Annotated in this window: 21 protein-coding genes and 4 tRNA genes; 2 read left to right on the plus strand and 23 right to left on the minus strand. The window is 64.0% G+C overall.

Annotated features, from left to right (window positions below):
- Positions 1–303 precede the first annotated feature (303 nt).
- The 9 genes from QP305_RS03900 to QP305_RS03940 all read right to left on the minus strand — a co-directional run bounded on the left by QP305_RS03900 (position 304) and on the right by QP305_RS03940 (position 7,500).
- Positions 304–1,332 (minus strand): GNAT family N-acetyltransferase, encoded by a 1,029-nt coding sequence (locus QP305_RS03900; protein WP_284904084.1) that lies wholly within the window; start codon positions 1,330–1,332, stop codon positions 304–306.
- A 416-nt stretch (positions 1,333–1,748) separates the two neighbouring features.
- Positions 1,749–2,138 (minus strand): 50S ribosomal protein L7/L12, encoded by a 390-nt coding sequence (gene rplL, locus QP305_RS03905; RefSeq protein ID WP_026428293.1) that lies wholly within the window; start codon positions 2,136–2,138, stop codon positions 1,749–1,751.
- Positions 2,139–2,320: 182 nt separating this feature from the next.
- Positions 2,321–2,842: a 50S ribosomal protein L10 gene (gene rplJ / locus QP305_RS03910; RefSeq protein ID WP_026428294.1), complete on the minus strand. Its 522-nt coding sequence runs from the start codon at positions 2,840–2,842 to the stop codon at positions 2,321–2,323.
- A gap of 355 nt (positions 2,843–3,197) precedes the next feature.
- Positions 3,198–4,529: a hypothetical protein gene (locus tag QP305_RS03915; protein ID WP_284904085.1), complete on the minus strand. Its 1,332-nt coding sequence runs from the start codon at positions 4,527–4,529 to the stop codon at positions 3,198–3,200.
- Positions 4,530–4,727: 198 nt separating this feature from the next.
- The gene (gene rplA, locus QP305_RS03920; RefSeq protein ID WP_284904086.1) at positions 4,728–5,429 is read right to left on the minus strand and encodes a 50S ribosomal protein L1; all 702 of its coding nucleotides are present in this window, start codon (positions 5,427–5,429) and stop codon (positions 4,728–4,730) included.
- Positions 5,430–5,604: 175 nt separating this feature from the next.
- On the minus strand, positions 5,605–6,039 hold the full coding sequence (rplK, locus tag QP305_RS03925; RefSeq protein ID WP_016443119.1) for a 50S ribosomal protein L11: 435 nt from the start codon (positions 6,037–6,039) through the stop codon (positions 5,605–5,607).
- 238 nt (positions 6,040–6,277) lie between these two features.
- Positions 6,278–7,090 carry a transcription termination/antitermination protein NusG gene (gene nusG / locus QP305_RS03930; RefSeq protein ID WP_284904087.1) on the minus strand — a complete coding sequence of 271 codons (813 nt, stop codon included), beginning with the start codon at positions 7,088–7,090 and terminating at the stop codon, positions 6,278–6,280.
- Between the two features lie 42 nt (positions 7,091–7,132).
- Complete coding sequence (gene secE, locus QP305_RS03935) at positions 7,133–7,372, minus strand: preprotein translocase subunit SecE (protein ID WP_016443121.1); 240 nt, start codon at positions 7,370–7,372, stop codon at positions 7,133–7,135.
- A 55-nt stretch (positions 7,373–7,427) separates the two neighbouring features.
- A tRNA-Trp gene (locus QP305_RS03940) sits at positions 7,428–7,500 on the minus strand.
- Between the two features lie 195 nt (positions 7,501–7,695).
- Between QP305_RS03940 and QP305_RS03945 the strand changes: the two genes are divergently transcribed.
- Complete coding sequence (locus tag QP305_RS03945) at positions 7,696–8,910, plus strand: pyridoxal phosphate-dependent aminotransferase (RefSeq protein WP_159455005.1); 1,215 nt, start codon at positions 7,696–7,698, stop codon at positions 8,908–8,910.
- A 202-nt stretch (positions 8,911–9,112) separates the two neighbouring features.
- Here the strand turns inward: QP305_RS03945 and phoA are convergent, their stop codons facing one another.
- Both phoA and QP305_RS03955 read right to left on the minus strand, forming a co-directional pair.
- Positions 9,113–12,889, minus strand: a complete 3,777-nt coding sequence (gene phoA, locus QP305_RS03950) for an alkaline phosphatase (protein WP_284904088.1) — start codon at positions 12,887–12,889, stop codon at positions 9,113–9,115.
- Between the two features lie 196 nt (positions 12,890–13,085).
- The gene (locus QP305_RS03955; protein ID WP_284904089.1) at positions 13,086–14,420 is read right to left on the minus strand and encodes a phosphotransferase; all 1,335 of its coding nucleotides are present in this window, start codon (positions 14,418–14,420) and stop codon (positions 13,086–13,088) included.
- A 102-nt stretch (positions 14,421–14,522) separates the two neighbouring features.
- On the opposite strand from QP305_RS03955, the gene QP305_RS03960 reads away from it, so the two are divergent.
- Positions 14,523–15,542 carry an adenosine deaminase gene (locus QP305_RS03960; RefSeq protein ID WP_284904091.1) on the plus strand — a complete coding sequence of 340 codons (1,020 nt, stop codon included), beginning with the start codon at positions 14,523–14,525 and terminating at the stop codon, positions 15,540–15,542.
- On the opposite strand, the gene QP305_RS03965 is transcribed toward QP305_RS03960, so the two are convergent.
- The 12 genes from QP305_RS03965 to mtrA all read right to left on the minus strand — a co-directional run bounded on the left by QP305_RS03965 (position 15,539) and on the right by mtrA (position 26,992).
- Positions 15,539–16,705 carry a UDP-N-acetylmuramate dehydrogenase gene (locus QP305_RS03965; RefSeq protein ID WP_284904092.1) on the minus strand — a complete coding sequence of 389 codons (1,167 nt, stop codon included), beginning with the start codon at positions 16,703–16,705 and terminating at the stop codon, positions 15,539–15,541. The two genes, QP305_RS03960 and QP305_RS03965, sit on opposite strands and share 4 nt — an antisense overlap.
- A gap of 208 nt (positions 16,706–16,913) precedes the next feature.
- Positions 16,914–17,084: a 50S ribosomal protein L33 gene (gene rpmG / locus QP305_RS03970; protein WP_016443127.1), complete on the minus strand. Its 171-nt coding sequence runs from the start codon at positions 17,082–17,084 to the stop codon at positions 16,914–16,916.
- A gap of 39 nt (positions 17,085–17,123) precedes the next feature.
- A tRNA-Met gene (locus tag QP305_RS03975) sits at positions 17,124–17,197 on the minus strand.
- Positions 17,198–17,224: 27 nt separating this feature from the next.
- Positions 17,225–17,297: transfer RNA gene (locus QP305_RS03980), tRNA-Thr, on the minus strand.
- 97 nt (positions 17,298–17,394) lie between these two features.
- Positions 17,395–17,476, minus strand: a tRNA-Tyr gene (locus tag QP305_RS03985).
- 306 nt (positions 17,477–17,782) lie between these two features.
- Positions 17,783–18,832: a lipoate--protein ligase family protein gene (locus QP305_RS03990; RefSeq protein ID WP_284896430.1), complete on the minus strand. Its 1,050-nt coding sequence runs from the start codon at positions 18,830–18,832 to the stop codon at positions 17,783–17,785.
- Between the two features lie 45 nt (positions 18,833–18,877).
- The gene (locus tag QP305_RS03995) at positions 18,878–20,299 is read right to left on the minus strand and encodes an FAD-dependent oxidoreductase (RefSeq protein WP_284904093.1); all 1,422 of its coding nucleotides are present in this window, start codon (positions 20,297–20,299) and stop codon (positions 18,878–18,880) included.
- A 456-nt stretch (positions 20,300–20,755) separates the two neighbouring features.
- Positions 20,756–21,409, minus strand: a complete 654-nt coding sequence (hpf, locus tag QP305_RS04000; protein ID WP_284904095.1) for a ribosome hibernation-promoting factor, HPF/YfiA family — start codon at positions 21,407–21,409, stop codon at positions 20,756–20,758.
- Positions 21,410–21,596: 187 nt separating this feature from the next.
- On the minus strand, positions 21,597–22,547 hold the full coding sequence (locus QP305_RS04005) for a ComF family protein (protein ID WP_284904096.1): 951 nt from the start codon (positions 22,545–22,547) through the stop codon (positions 21,597–21,599).
- Positions 22,548–22,701: 154 nt separating this feature from the next.
- On the minus strand, positions 22,702–24,423 hold the full coding sequence (locus QP305_RS04010) for an LpqB family beta-propeller domain-containing protein (protein ID WP_284904097.1): 1,722 nt from the start codon (positions 24,421–24,423) through the stop codon (positions 22,702–22,704).
- Positions 24,420–26,312 carry an MtrAB system histidine kinase MtrB gene (gene mtrB, locus QP305_RS04015; protein ID WP_284904098.1) on the minus strand — a complete coding sequence of 631 codons (1,893 nt, stop codon included), beginning with the start codon at positions 26,310–26,312 and terminating at the stop codon, positions 24,420–24,422. The genes QP305_RS04010 and mtrB overlap by 4 nt, the downstream gene beginning before the upstream one ends.
- On the minus strand, positions 26,309–26,992 hold the full coding sequence (gene mtrA, locus QP305_RS04020) for an MtrAB system response regulator MtrA (RefSeq protein ID WP_026428307.1): 684 nt from the start codon (positions 26,990–26,992) through the stop codon (positions 26,309–26,311). The genes mtrB and mtrA overlap by 4 nt, the downstream gene beginning before the upstream one ends.

Genomic DNA, 26,992 nt, shown 5'->3' on the forward strand with positions numbered 1-26,992 from the left:
GTTTTAACGGCAAGAACCAAGACCCCAGGCCTATGCGAGGGGTCACACATAGGGATACCAGCGCTTGGCGGTGCCGGTATCTCAGCTGAACTTCATCGTCCGAAAGTACTTTCGCACAAGAACGGCGTACATGCAAGTGCGGGCGCGCCGGGGCACCGTTGCGCGGGGTGTTCGCGCAGGTCTGCGGGTGCGTGCGTATGTGGCGCGGCCCGGGCCGGGTGGCGAGCTTGCGTGCGCCGGGGTACCGTTGCGCGGGGCGTTCTAGTAGCACGACGACGCCGCAGCCCCGCGTGGTCACCTCCCCTAGCGCAAGCGTTTTTCGAGGGTCACCTCGGCGCAGTAGCCTTCAAACCCGTGGGCGGTGTACAGCCGGCCGGCCCCGGTGGAGCTATGGGTATCAACGTCTAGGCCAACGGTGGCATACCCGGCCCGCGCCGCATTGGTGATGACACGATCCACGAGTTGGCCGCCCACCCCGCGCCCACGCACGGCTCGCAGCGAGCCGAGGTATTCGATATAGAGCTCGGTGCCGTAGTCATTGGCGAGCGCGTAGCCCACCACCGCGCCGGTTTCTTCGCTGAGCGCCACGACGGAGCAGTCCAGGCGCATGCGCCACCCGGTGAGGAAGGAGTGCCAGGATGCGGCGTCGTAATCGTAACGCCCGTAGTGGTCACGGAAAGCTTCGGCGTGGGCGAGGCGCAGCGGCTCTTCGTCAGCGAGGGTGGGGGCGCGGAAGGTCACGCCATCAATGTGGACGGCGGGGATTTGCGCGGCCGGGCGGCGCATCACTTCGTATTTTCGGGTGAGGCGGTAGCCGAGCTCCCCCAGCGCCGCGTTGGTTTCTTCTGCGTCATCATCGCGCGCTACCTGCACCGACAGCCCGGAGTAGCGGGTTTCGGAGCGTTCGGCGAGCCCGATGGCGAGCTGCTCGCAGCGGCGGAGGAGTTCGGGGAGGTACGTGAGGTCCGGGCAGGCATAGCCAATATAAATATCGAGGTCATCATCTTGGTCGACGTCGCCCATCGTGGACACCGTGGCTCCGGCGAGGAGGTGTTCCCCGCGGTACAGCGCGAGGGTTTCGGTGGCCGGATCGACCTCAGGATTGGCGAGGAAATCGCGCAGATCACGCTCTGTGGCGGAGTGAAGCAGGGAGGGATCCGCGGCGCCCAGCGCAGCCCAGGCCGGGATGTCGCTCGGGGTGAGGGGGCGCCAGCTCAGGGCTTCGCTTGAGCACTGGTTCGGGCTTTGCTTCGGGTTTTGCTCCTGGGGCGATTCGGAGCTGTGATTCGTCGTTGTTTCCTGCGTCATCTTCACGTTCGTCTTCGTTATCATCGTTGAGTTTGTATCCGGGGCGCTTCCGGGGCGTTTCCGGCTCGTTTCCGGGGCGAGCTGCTCTCCGTTCCCGGCCCTGTCTCCGGCTTTGCATCCGCCTATGCGCCGATGCTCACTCGTGCCAGTGTAGCCGGCTACAACCTTCTTGCGTACCTTTGCGACAAAGTGGTACTGGAGAACATCGGGCCTTACAAAGTGGTACTCCACGACAGGAAATCGGGGATTGACTGTAGCTCCAGTACCACTTTGCGATCCAGCAGGGCGCCGGACGGCCCGCATCGCAGAGCCTCACAGCCCGGAAACCAAACAAGCGGATACGCCGGGGCGTATCCGCTTGTGGAGTGGAGCGCGGGCATGAAGCCCGCGCTCCGATGGCTGATTGTTCAGCCGACTAGCCGAGTTTTCGGCGTGCCGTGTTACTTGAGGGTAACGGTGGCGCCGGCGCCCTCGAGGGCTTCCTTGGCCTTTTCGGCGGTGTCCTTGTCCACACCTTCGAGGACGGCCTTGGGAGCCGAGTCCACGAGGTCCTTGGCTTCCTTGAGGCCGAGGGAGGTGAGGGCGCGGACTTCCTTGATGACCGCAACCTTCTTGTCGCCAGCGGCTTCGATAACAACATCGAAGTCGGACTTCTCTTCGGCGGCAGCACCGGCGTCGCCACCGGCAGCGGCCGGAGCGGCAACGGCGGCAACGGGAGCCGCGGCTTCAACGTCGAATTCCTCTTCGAACGCCTTGACGAAATCGTTGAGCTCAACGAGGGTGAGCTCCTTGAAAGCTGCAATGAGCTCTTCGGTCGAGAGCTTAGCCATGATGGCCTTCCTTTCCGCTCTAGCGAGCAGACTCTATCTGATGGGCAGAAGTACCTGCCGTGCAGATCTAACTGGGTGCGCGGCTGGGGGCCGCTCCGCGACGCGTATGCCGAGCCGCGAAAACTCCGAAATATCCGTGATAGTCGCTATTCGATACCCGTGATATTCCGAGGTGGAAGTGGCTACGCAGCCGCTTCCTGCTTGGCGCGCAAGGCGTCGATGGTGCGAACGGCCTTGGTGGCCGGCGCGTTGAGTACGTACGCTGCCTGGTACATGAGCGCCTTGAGAACACCGGCGGACTTGGCCAGCAGGACTTCGCGGGATTCGAGTTCCGCGAGCTGCTTGACGTCGTCTGCGGACAGCTGGGCACCGTCCATCACGCCGCCCTTGAGGATAAGGGCTTCGTTCTCCTTGGCGAAGGTCTTGAGGGCCTTCGCGGCTTCCGGAGCTTCACCGGTAACGAAAGCAACGGCGGTCGGACCCTGGAAGGTCCCCTCCGCTACCTCGACTCCGGCCTGCTTCGCGGCGATATCAAGAAGGGTGTTCTTGGCGACCTTGTAGACAGCTCCACCCTGGAACGACCGGCGCAGATCTTTCATCTGGCCGACCGTCAGGCCACGGTACTCAGTAAACAGCACAGCGGTGGAGTTCTCGAAGAGCTCCTTGAGTTCCGCAATCGCTGCAGACTTATCGGTCCGTGCCATGGGGCCTCCTTCCGGTCTTACCCGCAGGATCGGCAACGAAAAAGCCCCGCGCGGTAAGGCACGGGGCTTGGATGACCTGCCGTGAGCACGGCAACATTCAGCTCTGTTCTTACCTGCGCTGGCCTCGCGGTGCGAGTTTGATCCCGTTGGAACCTGCGGTCTTTGGCATCGGTTAGTCTATCGTTTTCGCGCGGCCACGCCAAGGCCGTTCCGCGTGGCTTGCCTCACGGGCGCGGATAGGTGGCCCTCCGCGAAGATCCACTTCCGGCCCGTGCCCCGCCGGCGGTCCGACACACGCACTGAAGGCGTACATATAGCGTGTGCCGGCCCCGTCCATATAGGTACGACGGCGCAGCTACGCCAGCACCGGCCCGGCGAGCAAACACAGGTACCCCAGCGCCCCGGCCCCCATGAGCACACCGCGCCAGATAGGCCGGTCTGCCAGGTGGGCGATAGCGGCCAGCGCCCCGGCCACATTGGCGATCCCGTAGCGGCGCGGAATGGAACGGAAGTAAAGGCCGCCGTTGATAATTTCCCGCGCCTGGACCACCACGCCCACAATAAGGGGCCCGGTAGCGCCCGATAGACCGAGCACCCGCCCGCGCACCGAGCGCAGCCCCGCCACCAGGGCGAGGAGCGGCCCGGCCAAGAGAATCCCGTAAGCCACCGTGCCCCAGATCTGGGTGGAAGCGGAGATGAGCTCCGGGGAGAAGTGGTACTTAGCCCCGGGATTGGTCAGGCCATAAGGATTGAGAAGGCTGAGAAGGAGGCGCCCGGTACTGGCTTCGCTGACCGGGGAGGTGGAAATCGCGTTGATGGCCGGCACGTAGCCTTCCGGGGTACGGGCGCCCTGGATAGCATCCCAGCCCAGGTAGCAGGCGGCCACCGTAAGCACCTGGGTACCGAGCAGCACCGCGAGGGGGCGCCGCTGCACCCGCCCGAAGCCCACCAGGCCCGGCCAACAAATCGCCAAGGTGACCGGCACCAGAATTGCCAAAATTCCGGTAATAGAAATGACCCGGGAGAGGCAGATAGCCGCGGTTATCAACGCGGGCAGCACCCAGCCGGTTTTCTTACCTACCACGATGCGCGCGCTCAGCCATACCGCGGCCGCGCCGGCCAGCGGGCCCACGGCGTCGTTATGCACCATGGTGGCGCTGGCCGCCACCGAGGGCACCGCCAGGAAGAACAGCGCCGCGGCGAAGGACACCGCCGGACTCAAGCGCCAGGCGCGCAGCGCGGCGTAGAAAAGCCCCACACCGGCGGCTACCAGCACCGCCGAACCCAGGCGGGCGCCCGTGAGGAAGCTCAATCCCGACAGGCCACCCAGGCGCGCGATGGCGCCGTCGACCAAAAAATACAGGGGCGGGTGGAAAGCATTGTAGTTTTCCGCGCGATAGGGCCAATCTGCCGGGGCCACCTGATCCCAGGTATCGCAGGGTGGTGGAGTGATGGCGGTGCCGGCCGGGGCATGGCAAGCCCACGCCTGCCGGGCCTGCGGGGCCATCACATCCCCGGGGGCGGGGACGGTGCCGCTGGATGCCTTGAGGGAGTAGTCCAGGTAGGTCCACTCCCCCACCGGGTTGATGGACGGGTTGTGCGCAAAGGCCCACGCCGCCCACCCTAGGCAGAGCAGCATGAGGAGGCAGGCGAGCAAAGCGTCACGTACACGCGGATGGAAAGTCACGGCTCTAGCCTAAAGCACGGTTACGACAAGAAAAAACGGCGGAACGCGCGCGCCCAAAGCCCGCGGAACGCGCGGGCCCGTCACAGCCAGGTATGCGCGCAGATACGCGAACCGCCGTACATATAACAAAGGGCGGAGACCCCTGAGGATCCCCGCCCTTCGCGTTACGCGTATATCCGCTTAATCGCCAACCGGCCCTTAGGCTTCGGCGCGAGTCTTGGTGGCATCAATCGGGATGCCGGGGCCCATCGTGGTGGACACGGTGGCCTTGAGGATGTAGCGGCCCTTCGAGGAGGAGGGCTTGAGACGCATGATCTCCTCGTAGGCGGCAGCGTAGTTCTCCAGGAGCTGCTGCTCGGTGAAGGAGGTGTTGCCGATGATGAAGGGCAGGTTGGAGTTCTTGTCCACGCGGAATTCGATACGCCCGCCCTTGATATCGCTGACGGCCTTCGCCACGTCCATGGTGACGGTGCCCGTCTTGGGGTTCGGCATGAGGCCGCGGGGGCCGAGCACGCGGCCGAGGCGGCCGACCTTGCCCATCATATCCGGGGTGGCCACAGCCGAATCGAAATCGGTCCAGCCGCCGGCAACGCGTTCAATGAGTTCGTCGCCGCCAACTTCGTCCGCGCCGGCGTCAATAGCCTGCTGGGCACGCTCGCCCTGGGCGAAGACGATCACCCGGGCGGTCTTGCCGGTGCCATTGGGCAGGCTCACGGTACCGCGAACCATCTGATCCGCCTTACGCGGATCCACGCCGAGACGGAACACAACTTCCACGGTTGCGTCAAACTTCGTCACCGACGTTTCCTTCGCGAGGCGCATTGCCTCCACGGGGGTGTAGAGCACACCGGGCGCAATCTTTTCTGCTGCGGCGCGGTATGCCTTCGAGCGCTTTGCCATTTCTGCTTCTCCTTTAGTGCAGGTGTGGTCAACGAGCCTGCGTGGCCCTTCCACGGTTCCACTCGGGAACCTGCGGATGCTAAGAGCGCGGTTGCTCGATGCTCTTAGCTCCGGTTACGTTGTGGTCTCAGATTGCGGTGGAACGACGGCGCTGCCGCCTTCCAGCACGCGCTATTTAGATAGCGTCCGAGGTGATGCCCATGGAGCGGGCGGTGCCGGCGATGATGCGGGCGGCGTTGTCAATGTCATTCGCATTGAGGTCCGGCTCCTTGATCTTCGCGATTTCGCGAAGCTGATCGGCCGTGAGGTGCCCAACCTTCTGGGTGTGCGGAGTGGGCGAACCCTTCTGCACCCCGGCAGCCTTCTTGATGAGCTGCGCCGCCGGCGGGGTCTTGAGAACGAAATCAAATGTGCGGTCTTCGTAGACGGTGATTTCCACCGGGACGATGTTTCCGCGCTGGGATTCGGTCGCGGCGTTGTACGCCTTCGTGAACTCAACAATGTTCACGCCGTGCTGACCGAGAGCCGGACCAACCGGCGGGGCCGGGGTGGCCTGGCCGGCAGGAATCTGTAGCTTAATGAAGCCTGCAACCTTCTTCTTCGGTGCCATATCTGGTCCTTTTCTCATTGAACAGCCGTCGCAATGGCTAGCGACGGCACGCCTATCTATATTACGGGAAAGTGAGCGATGCACAAAGCCCCGCCTGTGTGAGACACACCGCGGAGCTTGTGTTGAATTGCGCGAGATACGAGCCTGCGTTGCCGCCGTGCTCGCGTTTCTGCGCTCTTACGTCTATGCGTGCGCCGGTTTACGGAAGTACGACGACGCCGCAGCTGCCACGTGGAACTTAGTCTTCCTTGCGCACCTGGGCGAAGGAGAGCTCCACCGGGGTTTCCTGACCGACGAGCGTCATCATCACGGTGAGGCGCTGGTTTTCCGCGTCGATTTCCGAGACGGTGGCCGGCATTCCGGCCCACGGTTCGGCGGTGAGGGTGACCGGATCGCCCACTTCGAAGGGAGCGATGGTTTCCGGAGTGGCGCCGGTGGGCAGACCCGCGGCGCGTGCCTCATCTGCCGCGGCGGCTTCCACCACCGGGGTCAGCATGGTGACAACCTCATCAAAGGTGAGGGCCACCGGGGTACGGCCATTGCCTACGAAACCGGTCACGCCATTGGTGGATTGCACCACGCGCCAGGAATCATCGGTGAGGTTCATGCGAATGAGCACGTATCCGGGCATGCGCACCCGCGATACCAGCTTGCGCTGCCCGCGGCGCACTTCGAAGACTTCTTCCATGGGGACTTCGATCTGGAAGATGTAGTCCTCCATGTTCATGGAGACAAGGCGGACTTCCAAGTCCTGCTTGACGCGCTTTTCGTAACCGGAGTACGTGTGGAGAACGTACCAGCGGCCTTCCAGGCCCTTGAGCTTGGCCCGCACCTCTTCTTCGGTGACGATGCCGTCCTTCTTCTTGCCCTTCTTGGAGGAAGCCGGAGCGGTTTCCTCACCGGGCGCAGCATCCGCGGTTTCTTCCGCGGCTACGCTTTCCGGGGTGGTGGTATCGGTGAGGGAATCCGCGCTGGGAGCAGCCTCCTCAGCGGGCGCGCTTGCACCCGGTTCCATAAAAAGATCGTCGTGCGCGGTATTGTTCTCAGACACGCTGTTCCCTCACTGTTCTTGGGGCCGGCCCTGGTTCTGGACCTACCCGAAGATCCAGACGGTGGCGCGACCGAAAATAAGATCGAAGATTCCGATAAAGACCATCACGGCGAGGATGAAGAGCACCACCGTGGTGAACAGCTGCCCCAGTTCCTCCCGGGAGGGGCGCTGGACGCGCTTCAATTCACCGAAGATTTCGTGGAAGAACTGCGCGAGCCGGGCAAAGAAGCCCTTCTTCTCCGCAGCGCCCTTGGAGGACTTGGATGCTGCAACTTCCTTCACAGTGCGTCCTTTTCCTCGTCGTAACAATGCCCCGTCAGTATTGGCGGGGCAGGAGCAGGGTAGGAGGGACTCGAACCCCCAACCGCCGGTTTTGGAGACCGATGCGCTACCAATTGCGCCACTACCCTAGGTTGGCAACTCCACCATTATGCCTGAAACCGGGGTGCTCCGCGAGCTCCGGCCGCCAGGTGGACGTTGGAGTATCACGACCGCGAGGCCGTCATACCCGGAATAGCATAGTCGATAACGCCCCGGCCGTCCACTTCCGCACCTTCCCTTGGAGAAAGGTCACAGCCTCGGCCGGGACAGTGTTTAATGGGAGGGTGAGTACTACACCGAGCCCCCATACCCCGCGCCGCGTTTCCGCGCGCCTGGAAGCCCTTGCTCCCTCCGCCACCCTCGCGGTGGATGCCCGCCAGCGTGAACTGCGGGCCGCCGGCCGCCCCATTATTTCCTTCGGGGCCGGGGAACCGGATTTCCCCACCCCGGATCATATTGTTGCCGCCGCGGCTGCCGCCACCGGCGATATCCGTAATCACAAATACTCCGATCCCAACGGCTTGCCGGAGCTGCGCGAGGCGATTTGCGCCAAAGTCGCTTTCGATGCCGGGGTGCGGATTGACCCGAGCTGCGTCGTCGTTACTAATGGCGCGAAACAGGCCAATTTCGAAGCGTGGGCGGCGCTCATCGACCCGGGCGATAATGTGCTCCTCCCCTCCCCCTACTGGGTGACCTACCCGGAAGTCATTAAGCTCTTCGGCGGTACCGTCACCGAGGTGTACGCGCCCCCGGCGCAGGGCTTCAAGGTGAGCGTGGAGCAGCTTGAGGCCGCCCGCACCGAGAAAACGAAGGCGCTGCTGCTGTGCTCGCCCACCAATCCGACCGGCGCGGTCTACAGCGCCGCGGAAGTGCGCGCTATCGGCGCTTGGGCCCTTGAGCACGGGATTTGGCTGGTGGTCGATGAAATTTACGAACACCTCACCTACGACGGCGTGCGCACCGCCTACCCGCTGGCCGAAGTGCCCGAGCTGGCCCAGCAAGCCCTGGTGATCGGCGGGGTTTCGAAGTCCTTCGCGATGACGGGTTGGCGGGTTGGGTGGCTCTACGGCCCGGCGGATGTGATGGCCGCGGTCAAGCGGGTGCATTCGCATCTGACCGGGAACGTCAATAACGTGGCGCAGCGGGCCACCATCGCCGCGCTCACCGGCCCGCGCGACCGCATCGAGGAAATGCGCGAGGGCTTCGCGCGCCGCCGCGGCCGCATCGTGAGCGAACTGGCCAGTATTGACGGGGTGGAGGTCGCGCCCCCGGATGGCGCCTTCTATGTTTTTGCCGACGTCGCAGGCCTGCTGGGCGGGGCGGGCCCCCGCCGCGCCACGAGCTCCCTGGAGCTGGCCGATCAGCTCCTGAGTGATATTAATGTGGCCGCGGTGCCCGGGGAAGCCTTCGGGGTGGGCGGCTTCCTGCGCTTCTCCTACGCGCTTTCCGATGCGGAGCTAGCCGAGGGCATGGCGCGGCTGCGCGATTACTTCGCCTAGCAGCCGGAGAGCTGCCTAGCCGGCCGGCTGTGCTCCGCATGGTCAATCCGGCACGTTTCCAACACCTGTGGGCCGCGACGTTTCCGCCGCGGCCCACAGTGCTTGACCCGTTATTCAGGCAGCTGAGCGCCAGTATTGACCGCCGGTGCGCAGTGCCGTGTTTATCGTGCCGGCGTACAGTGCCGGCACCTAGCGCCAGTACTTAGCGCCGCACCGCCGGGGTATCGGTGCCGTTACCGTCCCAGTCACCAACGAAGAGCTCGTCGGCCACGCATCCGTAGTGGAGCGTGAGATCGGCCGGGCCGGCGTTGAGGGAGTTCTTCACGAGCAGCGCGTTGCCGCGGCGCACCGCGAAGGTATCCGTGCCGTTACCGTCGAAATCTCCGGTGAAGACTTCGTCCGCGGCCTTGCCGTAGGAGAACTGGGTATCGGCGTTACCCGAGACAATGGCGTTCTTGACGAAGATGACATTGCCGCGGCGTACCGCGAAGGTGTCCTTGTCATCGCCATCCCAGTCACCGACCAGCGGGGTATCTCCGTAGCGGCCGTAGCTGATGACCTCATCCGCGTCCCCGCTCTTGAGGGAGTTCGCCACGTAGAAGGTGTTGCCGCGCTGAACCGCGAAGGTGTCCTTACCGTCGCCATCCCAGTCACCCACGAGCACGGTGTCACCGGCCTTACCGTAGGAGAATTCGATGGGGGCCTTGCCGCCCGCGAGGGTATCGGAGACGTAGAAGGTGTTTCCGCGGCGCACCGCGAAGCTATCCTTGCCATCCCCGTTCCAGTCGCCTACGAGCACATCGTCGCCGGCGCGCCCGAAGCTGAAGACCGCCTGGGCCACGGTGGCGGTCCAGTTATTGGATACGTAGAAGGTGTTGCCGTTATCGGACGGCTCGGCTGGAACGGTGGGATCACCGCTCGGGTCCGTACCCGGTTCCGGAGTCGGATTCACGCTCGGATCCACGCTGGGCTCCGGCTTCGGCTCCGGCTTGGCACCTTCCTTGACGAACTGATTGACAACCGGCTGCGATTCCTTATCCAGGCCGAGCGCATTCGCTACGGTGTAGTGCAGGTCGGTCTGGTCGGTACGCCCGATTACGTTTTCCGCACCCGGGCCCGAGGCCGCGATACGCAGCTGGGCACCGGTGTGGCCCTGGCCGCCGCGCGCCACCTCATTGGAGGCCGCGGTGTTATAGGACATCTGCATGTAGTCGCCATCAACCGTCTTGAGGATGGTGTTCACACCGGAGGTCGTGCTTCCCGCACCCACGATCTGCGAGGTGTGGGCATGATCGGCGGTCACGAGGATAAGAGTGGGTTCACCATTCTCTTTGGCCCAGCGCTGCGCTACCGCAACTGCCTGGTCCAAATCGTCCAGTTCGCCAATCTGACCGCAGGCATCCGCCCCGTGATCAGCCTTATCAATCGAGGCGGCTTCCACCTGGAGGAAGAATCCGGCGTCGTTCTTGAGCAGATCCATGGACTTCTGGGTCATGGCCGCCAGGGTGGGAACATCGGCGGTCCGGGCTTCGTTAATCGTGCAGGTTTCGTAGGTTGTCGGCTTGCCCGGGGTGGGCACCGACTCGTTGAACATGCGCGGCATATTGCCCGGGGTGAAGAGGCCGAGGACCGGCTTATCCTGGTTGGCTTCGGTCAGGGCAGCCATCTGCTCCGCCGTCGTCACAATCTGGAAGTCATTATCGCGCGCGTTTTCCAGCACGGATTTACCGGCCGTCCACCGCGTCGTCTCACCCCAGGTACCGGACACCTGGACTTCGGCATCGAAGTACTTCGCGCCGCCACCCATCGTCACGTCCGCACGGGTATCCACGAGCTGTTCGGAAATCGAACCCATCCCGCCGTTTTCACGCAGATCGGAACCCTTGGCGGGCTTTGCGTTCCCGGAGGGCGCGTAATGCGAGCGGCTGGTCACGTGAGCACCCATAACCGCCGGGGTGGCATCCTGCACTTCCGAGGTGGTGATATTACCGGTCTTGAGCCCGGCCCGCTTCGCCTTCTCCAGGAGGTTCTCCTGGGGCTTCTGGGCCAGGTCCACGCCGATAGCGCCGTTGTACGTCTTGGTGCCGGTGGCCCAGGCGGTACCCGAAGCGGCCGAATCGGTCACGTAGTTGATGGCGCCGTCGCGATCAATGGAGAAGTGGGTGTAGGACCCGGTGTAGTCGAGGTTATCGATACCGGGCAGGCGCCCGTTCGCCCCGTAAAGGTAGTTGCGGGCGGAGGTGATTTCCGAATCGCCCATCCCGTCACCGATGAAGAGCACCACGTTCTTAGCCTTGGCATCCGAGCGCTGCTCGCCGTCCTTGCCGTACTGGGCGAAATCACCGGGGGCCGGCACGGTCACCTTGCCGTTTTCGTCCACGGCGATGGCCATCTTGGCCCCGCCGGCTACCGGCTTGGCCAGATTGGCATCGCTGGCGGCGGTGGAGGCTTCGGCGTTGAGCGAGAGTGCGTTACCGATGGTGTAGAAAAGATCGGTCTGGTCGGTTTGACCCAGCACATTTTCTTCACCGGGGCCGTAAGCAGCCACGCGCAGCTGCGCGCCGGTGTGCTGCTGGGAACCGGCATTCGTGCCATCCTCGGCGACCTTCGTGGTGCCGTAAAGGATGGACATGGGCGAACCATCGGCGGTGGTCAGGCGGGTCACGGGGCCCACGTGGTCGTCGCCGTCGGACACAATCTGCGCGGTATGCGAGTGATCCGCGGTCACGATAACGAGGGTCTGCCCGTCCTTCTTCGCGAAGTCCAGGGCAACCTTGGTGGCCTGGTCGAGGCGGTCAGTTTCCCCGATCTGCCCGCAGGCATCCGAAGCGTGATCGCGCTTGTCAATGGAGGCGGATTCAACCTGGAGGAAGAAGCCCTTCTCCGCGCTCGGGTCATCGAGAAGTTCAATGGCCTTGCGGGTCATATCCACGAGTTCAGGCTCGGTGCCAATATCTTGCTTTTCGCAGGTGAGCGGATCAGCCTTCGCCCCGCCGACCTTCGCCTGGGAGGACTTGTAGGCCGTGGTCATATTCGAGGGCGCAAACAGCCCGAGAACCGGAGAATCCTGGTTCGCCTTGGTGATTCCCGCGAGTTCATCGGCGGTGGTCACCACTTGGAAATCATTCGCGCGGGCATTGTCCAGAACCGACTTATTGGCTTCCCACTGGGTGTTGTACTTGGCCGCACCCTCGAGGAAGGGGTTGGTGTTCCCGGAGGCGGTGGTCACCATGGCGTCGAAGTACTTCGCGCCGCCGCCCAGGGTCACGTCCGCGCGGGTGTCCACAATCTGCTCCGAGATGGAGCCGAGCCCGCCGTTTTCACGCAGGTCCGCGCCCTTGGCCGGCTTCGAGTTACCGGAGGGAGCGTAGTAGCTGCGGCTGGTGGAATGCGCACCCATCACGGCCGGGGTGGCGTCCTGAATATCGGAGGTGGTCACGTTGCCGGTACGCATCCCGGCGTTCTTGGCCTGCTCGATGAGGTTCTGCACCGGCTTGCCGGCCAAATCCACGCCGATGGCTCCGTTGTACGTCTTCGTACAGGTGGCCCAGGCGGTTCCCGAGGCGGCCGAATCAGTCACGTAATTGAAAGCACCATCCTTGTAGAGGGAATGGTGCGTGTACATACCTTCGGAGGTGAGTTCGTCAATACCTTCGAAACGCCCCGAGGCGCCCTTGAGGTAGTTGCGGGCCGCGGTGATTTCCGACTGGCCCATGCCATCACCAATAATGAGGATGACGTTGCGGGCCTTGGCGTTGGAACGCCCCTGACCCGCCTTACCGAATTGCGCGCAATCGCCGGGTTTGGGCGGAATAACGTTGCCTTGCGAATCAAAAATAACGCAGTTTTCCGGCCCGTTCGCGGTGCGGTAGGTGGTATTTTCCGCCGAAGCGGCACCTCCCGCGAGCGCCGAGAAGCCGACGGCGGCCACAGCTGCTGCTGCCACCGCGCGCCGGGCAGTGAAATGTGAGGATCCCATTGTCCTTTTATCCCTTCTAACAGAACGTGGGCCCTCTAAGGTTCACTTAACTCATTTACCGGAAAGCAAGCACAATGTAACGAGCGGGTGAACAGTATTGTTTGTGCGTGGTGGTTGCGGCACTGTCAGGTGACGAAAATTCCGGGGTTTTAACGACGACGCCGCTCGCCGGGCAGCGGGTGTATCGGGAGCGCAGCTAGCCCCGCGGGTAGGCATTTCCTCCATATCCGGCCAGGTAGCGCGCCCGGGAGAGCCAGTATTCAGCTTCGCGCAGCCGCCCGAGGGCATCGTGTTCCCAGCGGGTGCCGTCGGTGCGGGCGGCCCCGGCAACGAGGGAGAGCGTGACCCCGGCTGCCCGCGCGTACACGGGCGCGGCAGGTAAACGCTGTTCCAGCAAGGCGCACCACTGGCCCAGGATGGAACGCAGGTGCGGGTAGGCGGCCGGGGCCAGGTGGGGCAGCACGCTCATATGCCCGAGCAGGCAAGCCCAGTCATCGGCGCGGTAGCCCGGGCCGAGGGAATCCACGTCAATAACGCCGGCCATCCAGCCGGTGGGGCTTCCCGCCGCGCGCCCCGTTGGCGTGGGCACGTCTACGGCAGTCCCCATTGGCGCGGGCGCGCCTACCGCCGGCCCGCGCTGCACGAAAATATTGGCTTCGTAAAAATCGCCGTGCACGGGCACGATGGGCCCGGGATCGAGGCTGGCCATCATCTCCGTGACTCCGCTGGCCACCGCGTGGGCGCGAGCCGCGATACCGGGGAGGGCTACCGCGGCGGCGTGCGCGTAGTGGCCCACCCGATCCGCCCAGGCAGGCCGGTGGGTGAGGTGGATGGCCGCGGCCGGCAGGCTTTCTTGCAGATTCCACAGGGTGTCGAAAAGCGCGACGCTCTGCTCCCCCAGCCCTCGGGCCAGCCAATTGGCCAGCGGCTCGCCCGGGAGGGTGGAAATAAGAACGAGGCCGCTCGAATCTTCGCGCACCACCCGCGGGGCGAGCACCCCGGCCTCCCCTAGCATGCGATGGCGTTTGGCCAGGGACTGCGCGGCCGGTGGGCGCAGCACTTTCGCGAAAGCACTTCCGCCGCCCGCGGTGGTGACTTTGACGACGGCACGCCTGGTGGGCCGGTAGCTTTTGAGCTCCACCGCTACTTTTTCTCCCAGGAATGCCGACATTCGGCTCGGGGTAACGGCCAGCGGGAGCGCGGGAAGCTCGGGATCATGGGGGTATTCCCAGACCCACACGGCAGTATCGCGGTGGGTGAGGCGCACGAGGCTCGGGGTGAAAGTTTGGGAGAGCTGCGCGGTGGAGGCGCACACGTATTTTTCGCGCGCTTGGCCGGTGGGGCGCCCGCCTTCCCCGCGGGCGCGCGCGGTCACGGTGTAGCTCACGGTCACGCCGGCCCCGGGGCGGTGATTGACGCGGTGGACCGCCCAGGAGATGAGCTGCCAAGCGGGAAGCGCGGTGGCGAGCATCGACCCGGCGTCCGGGCCGGTCAGCAACGCTAAATCAGCGCTTTCCGAAGATGCAGCCATAGAACAATAGTGCCGCATCCACCCCGGTGGCACAATGCGGGCGCGCGCCACGCTGCGGGTGCCCGCACCTCACGCGTGCCGCCGGCGTGGGAAGATGGAGTGGTGCGTGACCTTGCTGCCCTTCCCAAAGCCCATGTGCATCTGCACTTCACCGGTTCGCTGAGCGTGCCCAGTCTCGTGGATATGGCCCGCCACGCCGGGGTGCGCCTGCCCGAGAACCTCACCGATAACGTGGCGATGCAGGTGCCCGCGGACCAGCGCGGCTGGTTCCGATTCCAACGTGCCTACGATGCCGCGCGCGCCGTCGTTCGATCTGAAGAAGCAATGCGGCGGATCGTACGCGAAGCGGCTCGGGCCGACCGGGCGGAAGGATCGCGGCGCCTGGAAATTCAAATCGACCCGACCTCCTACGCCCCTTACGTCGGCGGTATCACCCCGGCCCTCGAAATTGTTCTCGACGAGGCGAAAGCGGCCACCCGGGATACCGGTGTGGAGGTGGGTGTTATTGTGGCGGCCTCGCGCACCCGCCACCCGCTCGATGCGCGCACCCTGGCCCGTCTGGCCGCCCGCTACGCCGGGGATGCTCCCGGCGAGGTAGTGGGTTTCGGGCTTTCCAATGATGAGCGGCGCGGGCACACCGCGGAATTCGAGGCAGCTTTCCGCATCGCCAGGCGGGCCGGCCTGCGTTCGGTTCCCCACGGCGGGGAGCTGCTCGGCCCCGAGCATTTGCGCGAGGTCATCACGCACCTGAATCCGGACCGGCTCGGCCACGGGGTGCGGGCCGCCGAGGATCGCGCCCTCATCGATGAGATTGTGGAGCGCGGGATCGCGCTGGAGGTATGCCCCGCCTCGAATGTGTCGCTCGGGGTATTCCGCGAAAATGACGATGTTCCCCTGCGTACCCTTTTCGACGCCGGGGCAATCATCGCCCTGGGTGCCGATGACCCGCTGCTCTTCCTGGCCCGCCTCAATGACCAGTATGAGATTGCGCGCCGGCAGGGCTTCTCCGATGCGGAGCTGGCCGAATTAGCCCGCCGTTCCATCCGCGCTTCCTTCGCCTCCGCTTCCTCCAAACGGGCCTGGCTCGCGGAGGTTGATGCCTGGCTGGCAGAAGAGGACTAGGCTTCCAGGCCGCCGAGCACCACCGGCTCGGGATGGAGCACCACCCCGAAGGCTTCTTTCACACCGGCCTGGATTTCCCGGGCGAGCGCGCGCAGCTGAGAACCGGTGGCTCCCCCGGCATTGGTGAGCGCTAGGGTGTGCTTGGAGGAGAGCCGCGCCGGGCCGTGCCCGTAGCCCCGGGTGAACCCGGCATGCTCAATCAACCAGGCGGCTGAGGTCTTGACTAGCCCGTCTACTACGGGAACACCGCCGCTCAGAGTTGCGTGTGCGGCGTCGTGCACCTCGTAACGCGGGGCGTCTTCCGGCAGCCGCTGCGCCTGCGCGGTGGTGAGCACCGGGTTGGTGAAGAAAGAACCGCACGAATACGTATCGCGGTCGGCATTATTGAGGACCATGCCTTTGCTACCGCGCAGCTCCAGTACCGCCTCTCGCACCGTTTCCGAAGGCACCCGCGCCCCGAGCTCCACCCCGAGGTGGCGGGCCAGCTGCGCGTAGCCGATGGGATCGGACACATTGGATAGCTTGGTTTGGAAAGTCACCTCAAGGACGATATACCGCGGGCTCGGCCCGTATTCCCCGATGGTTTCCTTGAGGATTGAGGTGCGGTAGCCCAGGCGCATATCCGCGAGGAACAGCGTGCGGATGCGTTCTTCGCGCCGGTCATAAACCTTGAGACGCGCGAGGGTCGCGGCGACTTCCTGCCCGTAGGCCCCGATATTTTGCACCGGGGCCGCGCCAACCGTTCCCGGAATCCCGGAGAGCGCTTCAAAACCGCCCCAGTCCTGGGAAATCGCGTGGACCACGAGGTCATCCCACGGGGTTCCCGGCAGCGCGGAAAAATTCGCGCCTTCGCAGCTGCCCAGCGAATCCAACACGATCCCGGAGCGCATATCGCGCAGCACAATCCCGTCAAAATGGCTATCCGCGGGCAGGATATTCGAGCCGCCCCCAATAACGAGGAGCGGGGTGCCGGCCGCGTCCGCCCGGCGTACGGTATCCACCACCTCGGTTTCGGTGGTGGCTTCCACGAGTTCGGTGAAGGTTCCGCCCACGCCGATGGTGGTGAGTTCGGCGAGGGTGGTAGCTCCGCTGCGGGCCCGGGTGGAGAGCACCGGCGCGCTCACGTGATGCGGTTCGGGTGGTTCGGGAAGAGTACAGCTCATTGTTCTAGCCTACGGCTTTCACGGCGACGGCGCATGCGCTGCGCGCGCGATTGGTACGACGGCGCAGCTTCAGCCCGAGCGCGATTGGTACGACGGCGCAGCTGGAGCCACCAGATACGCAAAAAGGGAAGCCCGTTCAGGCTTCCCTTGAGCTGTGCATCCCGGCCGGGGTTCATCCCGGGTGGGATACCGTCACGCTACCGCGCTATTAGCGGGTTTCGCGATGGTTCGTGGAGGCATTGCACCGCGAGCAGTACTTCTTCAGCTGCAGACGATCCGGATCGTTGCGGCGGTTCTTCTTCGTGATGTAATTACGTTCCTTGCACACCTCGCAGGCGAGGGTGATCTTGGGACGCACGTCAGCAGACTTGCTAGCCATTCCTTTTTCTCCTCAAGGTTGTGCCCTACTGGTAGTCAGTAGCGGGGGCGGGGATTGAACCCGCGACCTCACGATTATGAGTCGTGCGCTCTGACCATCTGAGCTACCCCGCCTCATGTCACCGCATGAGGCGGCAACGGAGCCCCGAAAGAGAATCGAACTCTTGACCTTCTCCTTACCATGGAGACGCTCTGCCGACTGAGCTATCGGGGCGATGCCGATTTCGCAACGAGTACCAAGCTTACTCGATTCACGCTGAAAAACCAACAATGCGAGAAATGTGAAACAGATCAACCATTTCGACATTTCGTGGCGGGTGTAGGATTCGAACCTACGAAGCGTAACGCATCTGATTTACAGTCAGGTCCCTTTGGCCGCTCGGGAAACCCGCCAATATAACTTCCGAAGAAGTGTTTTTCACCCCGCGGAAGAAAGGCTTCGTGGCCGCCCTTCCGTAAGGCACCAGATGAGATTACCCAGGGAGGAAAGTTACTGTCAACTTTTGAGGCGGGAACGTGGCCACCACCACTCCCCCGGCTGCCCGGCGAGCGCGCCGACCGCTAGCTGCGCCGTCGTACCTACGCGTGCAAGGGTGCGTACGCACGTGCCGGAGCGCGCATACACACGCTTACGCGCACGCACGCGCACTACCGCGCACGTACGCAATGCAATAGCGCGCCCATGCGCCGCAACCGAACTTAGGGCAGGCGGTGAATCCATTCGGGCGTGGAGAATTTCGCCTCGTAGCGTTCCTGGGCCACGCGCAGGTCCTCCGCGGTGATCTGCCCCTGGCTCGCGCCGTATTTCTGGGTGAATACGTCCTTGAATACCTCGATAATGGCGTCGCGTTCCATCCCGGTCTGGCTCTTCATCGGGTCCACGCGCTTGTTCGCGGAGCGGTGCCCGCGGTTCTTTTTGCCCGCGCTGCCCATATTGAGCACGTCCATCATTTTGTCCGCGTCGATGTCATAAGCGAGGGTGACGTGATGAACCATATAGCCGGTCGCGAAATGCTTCTGGGCCGCGCCGCCGATTTTGCCGCGGTCGGAGGCGATGTCATTGAGGGGAACGTAGTGGGCTTTCACCCCCACCCGCGCGAGGGCTTCGATCACCCAGGCATCCAGGAAGGGATAGGACTCCAGGAAGGACATCCCGTCCACGAGCGCGGTGGGCACTACCAGCGAATACGTGATGCAATTGCCCGGCTCCATGAACATGGTGCCCCCGCCGGTAATGCGCCGGCCCACGGTGATCCCGTGGCGATCCACCCCGTCCTGGTTGATCTCATTGGAATAGGACTGGTAGGAGCCCATGACCACGAGCGGGCGGTCCCATTCCCAGATACGCAAGAAAGGCTTGTGTTCCCCGCGGGCCACCGCTTCGGGGAGGGTCTCATCCATGGTCATATTGAGAACCGGGTGGATAACCGGGGTGTGAAGGACCTCGAAATCGATATCTTCCCAGGCCAGGGCATGGCCGACGGCGCGGCGCACCGCCACGGCAACCCCGCGCGGGCTCAGCCCGAAGAGGTTATCGGTGGGGAGCACCGCCGCTTCCACCGCCTGGGCAATATCCTCCGCGGAAGCATCCGCGCTCAGCCCCTCGATGGCATCGGTGATGCGCCACAGCGCGCTATCCGGTTCGATGAAGAAATCACCAGAGAGGCGAACATTCGCGAGTTTGTTATCGACCACGTCCAGGTCAACAATGGCCATTTTCTGGCCGAGTTCCTTGTATTCGCCGTGCATAAGCGTTCTTCTTTCTGTCGCGGAAGGTGAGGGATGAGCGGATGGTTAGAGAAGTGCGCCGTCGTGCGACTCCCCGCGGGAAATCGCGGTCATCGTGTCACGATTGACCACCTTGACGCGGGCGCGGCCCTGCTGGGCGCCGAGGTTTTCCTCGAAAGCTTCCAGGAGTTCCCAGCCTTCCCAAGTGGTCCATTTCACGCCGCGTTCGGTGAGGAGGTCGAGGAGCCCGCGCCCGCCCGAGCCGTCCCCGGTGGCGCGCGCGATGCCGGCTTGAGCGTCGGCAACGAGGTGGCGGATGGTTTGGCGCGCATCGGATTTCGTGGAGCCGATCAGGCCCACGGGACCGCGTTTGATCCAGCCGGTCACGTAGTAGCCGGGGATAGCCTCCCCCGTATCGGTGACGATACGGCCTTCCTCATTCGGGATAACCCGGTGGATGGGATCCCAGGGAAGTCCGTCCAGCGGTTCGGAGGCGTAGCCGATAGCGCTATAGACGGCCTCCACCGGGTAATCGACGGTTTCGCCGGTGCCGGTCACGGTACCATCCCCCTGGAGCTGGGTACGTTCCATGCGGATGCCGGTCACGTGATCCGTGCCGAGGATCTCCACCGGGGCCTGCATGAGGTGGATATGGATCCGGCGCGGGGCGGTCATTTCTTCCGGGTCGTTGAAGACCCAATCTGTGAGAAGATCCACCACCTGACGGGTCATCTTCGAGGAATCGAGGGCTTCTTGGGAGCCGGCATCATATTGGAAATCTTCGGGGTAGACCTGGATATCCACCCCGGCCACTTCGCTCAATTCTCGCAGCTCAAGCGGGGTGAACTTTACCTGGGCCGGGCCGCGCCGCCCAAAGATATGCACGTGTTCGACGGGGTTGGCGCGCAGCCCGCGCTCCACATTCTCCGGAATATCGGTGTGGGCGCGCAGGTCATCGGCGGAACGCACGAGGATACGGGAAATATCGAGGGCCACATTCCCCACCCCGATAACCGCGACGTTGCGGGCGTTCAGGGGCCAGGTGCGCGGCACATCCGGGTGGCCGTCGTACCAGGAAACGAAATCCGCGGCCCCGTAGACTTCCGGAAGATCGGCGCCCGGGATGGTGAGAGGTACGGATTGATCGGCGCCGGTGGCGACGACGACGGCATCGTAAAACTCGTGAATTTCGGACATGTGAACGTCTTCCCCGATTTTCACATTCCCGAGGAAGCGGATATCGCCGCGTTTGAGGATGGCGTGGAGGGCTTTGATAATCGAGCCGATGCGCGGGTGGTCAGGCGCAACCCCGTAGCGGACCAGGCCGTAGGGAGTGGGCAGCTTATCGAAAAGGTCAATGCTGACCGGGATATCGGATTTGCTGAGGATATCCGAGGCGTAAATCCCGGCCGGTCCCGCGCCGATCACCGCTACCCGATAGGTGCGTTCCGGGGTGGCTTGCTCGGGGGCGGGGGATGCATGTGTCACGGCTAACTCTCCTTCTGCGTTCACCTCCCCTATCTTAGCGAGCCGTGCGCACGGCGGGCAGGGTGGTACTGGGGAACATCGAGCCACACAGAGTGGTACTGCACGACAGAAAATCGGGGATTGGCTGTAGCTCCAGTACCACTTTGTTATCCGACCCGGTCTCTCTCCTCCTCAGAGTGCGCATTTCGAACCGTCAACCCCGTCAAGTGCGCGTAAGGAACATGAAACCGGGTGAAAACGGTGCTCTTATGCGCACTTTGTTTTCGGAGGCGGCTGCGCATGGTCAGTTACGATCTGGGAAATAGGGCGAGGGGCCGAGCACAGGGCGAGGGACCGGGCATGATGCTCGGTCCCTCGCCTTGGTGTGTATTCGTGGCTTCGGCCCGTTTGGAATTCCGCTGCTAGCCCGCTACTCAGCGCGGGAGGCGCGGCGCGGGCCACACCCGGGTGCGGTCTTTAGTGCACCGTGGTGTCGAGACGAATAATCCCGTAGGTCCAGCCGTGGCGCAGGTAGACCGCGCACGGTTGCTTCGTTTCTTCGTCGATGAAGAGGTAGAAGGGGTGGCCCACCATTTCCATTTCGTAGAGAGCCTGGTCCACGGACATGGGATTGGCTTCGTAGAGCTTATCGCGCACCACAACCGGGGAATCCCCCAGCTGGGTTTCTACCGCTTCCCCGGTAGTTTCGGGGCGGGTGGGATGCGCTGCTTCCACCTCGACTTCGGGCGCGGGCTCTGCCTGGGCTTCGGCCGCGAGGTCCTCCGCGGTGAGCGTGAGCGGTTCGCCCACCTTCTCAACCACGCGCCGATGGGACTTGCGGCGATCACGCGAGCGGCGCAGCCGCTCAAAAAGCTTTCCGGATGCTAGATCGAGGGCGCTGTACTGATCAGCGGCTGAGGCCTCAGCCCGGATAACCGGGCCCTTATCAATAACCGTGATTTCGATAACTTTCGAGTTATCCGCTTGGGCGGGGTTCTTTTCCTTCGACACCTCTACCTCAACGCGCTGAGCGCGCGGAGCGAACTGTTCCACCTTCGCGATTTTTTCTTCAATGTGATTGCGGAAACGGTCCGAAACTTCAGTGTTCCTACCCTTGACGATAATCTCCACGGTGTCCTCCTTGGGATGTAGTGGCGGGCGCACGGCCCGCTGAAAAAAATGCCCGCTTCTCACGCGGATAAGAGAGGCACCACCCCCTATCCTGGGTCACCCGGCACGCATGCGGCTCAACGTTCACCATTGCTCGTTTCGCCCGCTCGCGCGGCCGGCACCGTTATTTCTTGGCATTAAGTGTAGTTCAGTTCACAACATTCTGAAAGGGCTGGAGCAGCGATAACGCTGTGCGCGAGTTCGCTGGACGCGGATCCGGAGCGAGGGCTAGGACCAATGCCGCAACCACCTGCCCACCCACCTGCGCGATGGCTCGGGCACACCCGGCCAGGGTAGATCCGGTGGTGAGCACATCGTCAATAAGAATGACCCGCCCGGGAATGGTGATGCCCGGGCTCAGCCGAATCCCGCGGCCTTTCGCAGCCCGCTCCCGCTGACCGGCAAGGTGGCGCTGCCCGGCCCGGGCCCGCTTTTCTTCCGCCGCGTGTTTTGCGCGGGCCAGGAGCCGCGCCGGAAGCGCGCCGAGTGCCCCGCCGCCAGTTCCTTCACCGCGCAGGATGCCGCCGAGTAGCCCACTACTAGCGCTTTCCCCGCTGATGAGCACCGGTGCGGCCTGCGCATCTACTCCCCCGGCAACCAGCCCCCGCGCGGCGGCCTGCGCCAGGTGCCCGGCAACGAAACGCCCGGCCCGATGGCGAGCCGCGCCCGAGGGCGCGGGAATAACGCTGAGCGCCGTGCCCTCCCAGAGCGGAGCGAGCTGCCGGCAGCGCTGCGCAAAAAGAGTGGCGAAGCGGGAGGTGAGTGCGGCGTCGTTCCCGTGTTTCCAGGTGAGGAGTGCTTGCCGGCGTACCCCGACGTATTCCCCCAGGGCGAAAACCGGGAAGAGGGCTTCTTCATCGCCGTTGGGGAGAACTTGCATGAGGGCGGGGGCGCGGCCTTCCCCGCCGCGCCAGCTGCCGGCTACCGCGCGGGTGCAGGCCGGGCACAGGGTGGCATCCCAGACCCCGCATCCGGCGCACCAGCGCGGGAAGATGAGGTCGCCCAGGGCACCGGCCCAGGAGCGCAGCGCGCCGGTAACGCCACCGCAATGTGCGAGCAGGGCGCGGGGTGGCGAGGGCGGCGTCGTACCAATAAACATGGCTCCAGCGTGCCGCACGTGCTCCGAAAACGCAGCCACCCGTAAACGGCCTGTGGATACGCGCGACGTTTGGGAACTTGTGGACAGTTCCGCGACAAGCGCAGCTACCCGAGAAACCCAGCCCCGCGACAAGCGCAGCTGCCCGAAAACCCAGCTACCCCGGCAGCACAATATCCGTGACGCCGGTGGCAACCGGGCGCCACGCCCCGCCGTCGCGAGTGGCAACCACCTGCTGGTCGGTGAGGACCACGATGGATTGTTCCCCGCGCCCGGCGGTGAGCCGCACCGAACCGGGATAGGGAGTGACGTTGAGGCGTTCCATGGGCCCGCCCACCTGAACCGCGAAAATCAGCGGATCGGTGCCGGCGGTGGCGCGCCCGAGCACCGCGATATCCGTGCTGGAAATCCAGGCCACCGAGCTCACATCCGCCAGGCGCTGGCCCACTTCCAGGGGATCGCCGAGCGCCGTCGGCTCGTGGCGGGCATCGCGCTGGATGGGAGCAATGAGCATCTGCACGGTATCCCCCACCTGCGCCACGATAAGCAGCCGCGCGCCCTCACGCGAAGCCCGCACCTCGCGAATCCGCGCCCCCTTGAGGAACGGCGCGGTCAACTCGCGCACCCGGCCGTCATCGGCCGCGGCCAGCACCACGCCCTTATTATCGGTTTCGGAGGTCCACACCCAGCCCCAGTAGTCGTAGGAGGGCTCCACCAGGCGTTCCCCGCGCACCATCGTGAAGGGCTGGAAACCATCGCTTCCCACCCGCACCAGGGCATCGCGCTGGGCAGTGAGCAGGGCGTAGGAGGCCACCGAATCGGAATAGTTCCCGGCCATGCGCGCCACCTGGATATCGTCGAAGACCCCGCTGCTGAAGACCGGGCGGGTCTTGCCTTCTTCTACCTTGTAGGGCCGGTTATTTTCCAGCACCGTGAGGTCATAAGCCCCGTAAGGATACGTGGGCAGGTCAGCGATGGCGATGGTATCGAGCGGCTCACCGGACACCGTAATATTCACCGAATGCACCGGCACCACGCTCTGGCCGGTGAAGGAACGCTGGATTTGCTGGACGGCACGCGCCTGGGATTCCCGGCTGAGGGTGGAGATTTCCGCGGTGACATCCAAGGTCAGCACCCCGCTTTCCAGTTTCGGGCTGGAGGCCATGCGCAAACTGGTAGGAATTTCCGAGTGCACCGCATCGGCAAGCCACGGCGAAGGCCCGGCCAGCAGCCCGGCAATCGTGGAGGAAATAAAGGTCATCCTCGGGTAGAAACGCAGGTCGGGCACCATGGTATCCGAGCCGGGACCGATGAAATACAGCGGGGTGCGCACGTACATGGAGGCGAAGAGGCTATCGGTCATCATGATGCCGTCTTCCAGTTCCGCGATGCGCCATTCGCCGCTGGCATTGCGGTCCAGTTTGAAGGTGGTGGAGTGGATGGCGTCCGTGGAGGCTTCGGTGTAGCGCCCGCCGGTATCCACGGTTCCCTGCGCGGTCACCGAAATAACGTAGGTGCCGTCCTCGCGTTGGGTGGGGGAAATATTTTGAGAATTCGGGTAGACCCGCACCTGGGAGCGCGGGTTCCAGGTGCGGCCGGCTTCTTTGGTGAGGAATTGGCGGGCGGTGGCATAATCGTCGCCCGCCCCGCTGCTCCCGGCCAGCAGGAAACCGCGGATCACTTCTTCGGGTGAGGCGCCGGTGGCCGGCCCGGCCGGGGTGAGGCCGAAAACAGCTTCTTCGGTGGGAGGCACGCTCGCCTCATTGACCGGCCCGGAGCGCGGCAGCCGCCCGCAGCCGGCCAGCGCCAGGATCACCACGCTGAGCAGCACCGCGAGGGCACGCCCCCGCCCCGCTTTCTTCAGCACCTGCGTGTTCATGCGTCCTCCTTCCCCGCCGGCCCGGTAGGCGCCGCCGAACCGGTGGGCGCCATTGTTCCGGTGGGCGCGCTTGGGGTGTGCGTCGTCGTACCGGAAACGCCCGTGCCCGGTACCGCATTTTTCGGCGACGCCGCCGCAGCGGCCCCGCTACTTGCGTCCACTGGCGCTACCGCAGTTGCGCGGATAGCTGGAATCGTGCCGGTGGTACCCACCGCGGGCAGGGACCCGGTGGTATCCGCCCGCGCGATCTCAATGGGAATATCCCCGCTGTCCTGCCAGTCTTCGGCGGCCGCCACCCGCAGGGGCAGCGGCGGGGTGAACGCCGCTTTTTGGGTGCGGGGCACGGTGAGGAGGAAGGTGGATCCCACCCCCAATTCGCCGGTGGCTTGCAGGCGCCCTTCGTGGAGCAGGGCGTCCTCGCGGGCGATGGTCAGGCCCAGGCCGGTTCCCCCGGATTTGCGGACCCGGGAGGTATCCGCGCGCCAGAAACGGTCGAAAACGTGGGAGGCCTGCTCGGGGCTCAGGCCGATACCGCGGTCGGATACTTCCACCGCCACCGCGGTATCCGAACCGACCACCCGCACTTTGACGGGCCCGCCTTCGGCATGCTCCACCGCGTTCACCACGAGGTTGCGCACGATGCGTTCGATGCGGCGCGAGTCCACGCTCGCCACGGTTTCCCCGCGCGCGGAGAGCGTGACGGGCACCCCGTTCGCTTCGATCAGAGGCGCCTGGGAGATAATCACGCGCCGCACAATTTCTACGACGTCGATTTTGCTGGTTTCCAGCACCATCGAACCCGCATCGAAGCGGGAAATCTCCAGCAGATCGGAGAGCATGGTGTCCAGGGAAATAAGTTGGGAATGCTGGAGTTCGGCCGAGCGGCGCAGGCTGGAGGGCAGTTCGGAGCGCTTATCGTAGATAAGCTGGCCGGCCATTCGGATCGTGGTGACCGGGGTACGTAATTCGTGCGAGACCGCGGATACGAAATTCTGCTGCACCTGGGAAAGCCGCTCGAGGCGGGTGAATTGGTCCTGGAGCGATTCGGCCATCTGATTGAAAGCGGAACCGAGCTGGGCCAATTCGTCTTCCCCGCGGTCATCCATGCGAACATCAAAAGCGCCCCCGGCTAGCTGGCGGGCATTTTCCGCCGCCGCCCGCACCGGCTTCAAGACCACATTGACGAGCACCCCGGTGGCCACCGCCACGATGGTGAGCAGGGCGATGGTGGCGAGCATAAGCACCCGGGAAACCTGCGCCACCGTCACTTCTTCGTTTTCCAAGGAATAAAGCGTGTAAAACTCATACATGCCGGCATTGGGCAGGCGCACGGTCGCGCCGATAAGAATCCCGGGGAGGGTGTATTCCTCCCCTTTGGCAATCGCCACCGCCTGCCATTGCGGGCTGGAGGATTCCTGCACGGCTTCGCGCAATTCGGGGGTGAGCACATCCATAACGGTTGCCGGGGTGGGTGCCCCCACATCCGCCACCAGATAGTTACCGGTATTCTGCCCCGGGGAGCGGATGAGGGCCGTGCCCACCACTCCGCGGATCGGCTCGAATTGGGAACGCACCTGCGCGTTGGCGATTTCTTGGACCGCTCCGGAGGTCTGGGCGTTCGCGGAGTCAAAAACGTACTGGGCTTGGGAGCGGGCGCCATAGAACTGTTCGGTGGCGGCGCTCACCGCGCGCTCATAGAGTTGCGAACGCGTTTGGTTGGCAACAATCACCGCGGTGACGATACTGGTGAGCACCCCGATCGCCACAATTGCGGAAACCACCCGCGCGTTGAGGGAGGTGCGCCACGATTGTGAAAATGAGGTGAGGGCGCCACGCCCCATGCTCCCGAGGCTGCGATGAATATAGCCGCGCCGCGAAAATTGACTCACTCCTGGGTTGCCCCCGCCCGGTAGCCCACCCCGCGCACCGTAATAACCACCTCGGGATTATCCGGATCCTTTTCCACCTTGGAGCGCAGGCGCTGGATATGCACATTAACGAGGCGGGTATCGGTGGAATCGTGGCGGTAGCCCCACACCTGCTCCAGGAGTTCTTCGCGGGAAAACACCTGGTAGGGCTTGCGCGCCAGGGTGGTGAGCAGCTCGAATTCGAGGGGTGTCAGGTGCAGATCTTCCCCGTTACGGGTGACCTGGTGGGCGCGCGGATCGATAACCAGATCGGCAACCCGCAGGGTTTCCGCTTCCGGTTCGGTGCGCCGCAGCCGCGCCTTAATGCGGGCCAGCAGCACCGAGTTCTCAAAAGGCTTGGTGACGTAATCATCCGCCCCGGCCTCCAGGCCGGCCACCACGTCCACCGAATCGGTGAGCGCGCTCATCATAATGATGGGCACATCGCTTTCTTCGCGCAGCTGGCGGGCCACTTCCACCCCGCTCATTCCGGGCAGCATGACGTCCAGCAGCACAATATCCGGTGTTTCCGCCCGGAAAATAGGCAGGGCATTGGTGCCGGTGGCACACACCGTCACGGCGTATCCTTCCGATTCCAGCAGGATCGCCACCATTTCAGAGATACCGGGATCGTCATCGACCACAAGAACGCGCATAGTCAT

This window comes from Actinotignum timonense, from assembly GCF_030216305.1.
Taxonomy (GTDB): Bacteria; Actinomycetota; Actinomycetes; order Actinomycetales; family Actinomycetaceae; genus Actinotignum; species Actinotignum timonense_A.

Coding starts and splice junctions, on each gene's coding strand:
- rplL (WP_026428293.1), bottom strand. CDS start 2,138: ATGGCTAAGCTCTCGACCGAAGAGCTCATTGCAGCTTTCAAGGAGCTC.
- QP305_RS03900 (WP_284904084.1), bottom strand. CDS start 1,332: ATGATAACGAAGACGAACGTGAAGATGACGCAGGAAACAACGACGAAT.
- QP305_RS04010 (WP_284904097.1), bottom strand. CDS start 24,423: ATGAACACGCAGGTGCTGAAGAAAGCGGGGCGGGGGCGTGCCCTCGCG.
- mtrA (WP_026428307.1), bottom strand. CDS start 26,992: ATGACTATGCGCGTTCTTGTGGTCGATGACGATCCCGGTATCTCTGAA.
- QP305_RS03955 (WP_284904089.1), bottom strand. CDS start 14,420: ATGGCTGCATCTTCGGAAAGCGCTGATTTAGCGTTGCTGACCGGCCCG.
- phoA (WP_284904088.1), bottom strand. CDS start 12,889: ATGGGATCCTCACATTTCACTGCCCGGCGCGCGGTGGCAGCAGCAGCT.
- QP305_RS03965 (WP_284904092.1), bottom strand. CDS start 16,705: ATGAGCTGTACTCTTCCCGAACCACCCGAACCGCATCACGTGAGCGCG.
- rpmG (WP_016443127.1), bottom strand. CDS start 17,084: ATGGCTAGCAAGTCTGCTGACGTGCGTCCCAAGATCACCCTCGCCTGC.
- rplK (WP_016443119.1), bottom strand. CDS start 6,039: ATGGCACCGAAGAAGAAGGTTGCAGGCTTCATTAAGCTACAGATTCCT.
- QP305_RS03990 (WP_284896430.1), bottom strand. CDS start 18,832: ATGCACGGCGAATACAAGGAACTCGGCCAGAAAATGGCCATTGTTGAC.
- QP305_RS04005 (WP_284904096.1), bottom strand. CDS start 22,547: ATGTTTATTGGTACGACGCCGCCCTCGCCACCCCGCGCCCTGCTCGCA.
- rplA (WP_284904086.1), bottom strand. CDS start 5,429: ATGGCAAAGCGCTCGAAGGCATACCGCGCCGCAGCAGAAAAGATTGCG.
- rplJ (WP_026428294.1), bottom strand. CDS start 2,842: ATGGCACGGACCGATAAGTCTGCAGCGATTGCGGAACTCAAGGAGCTC.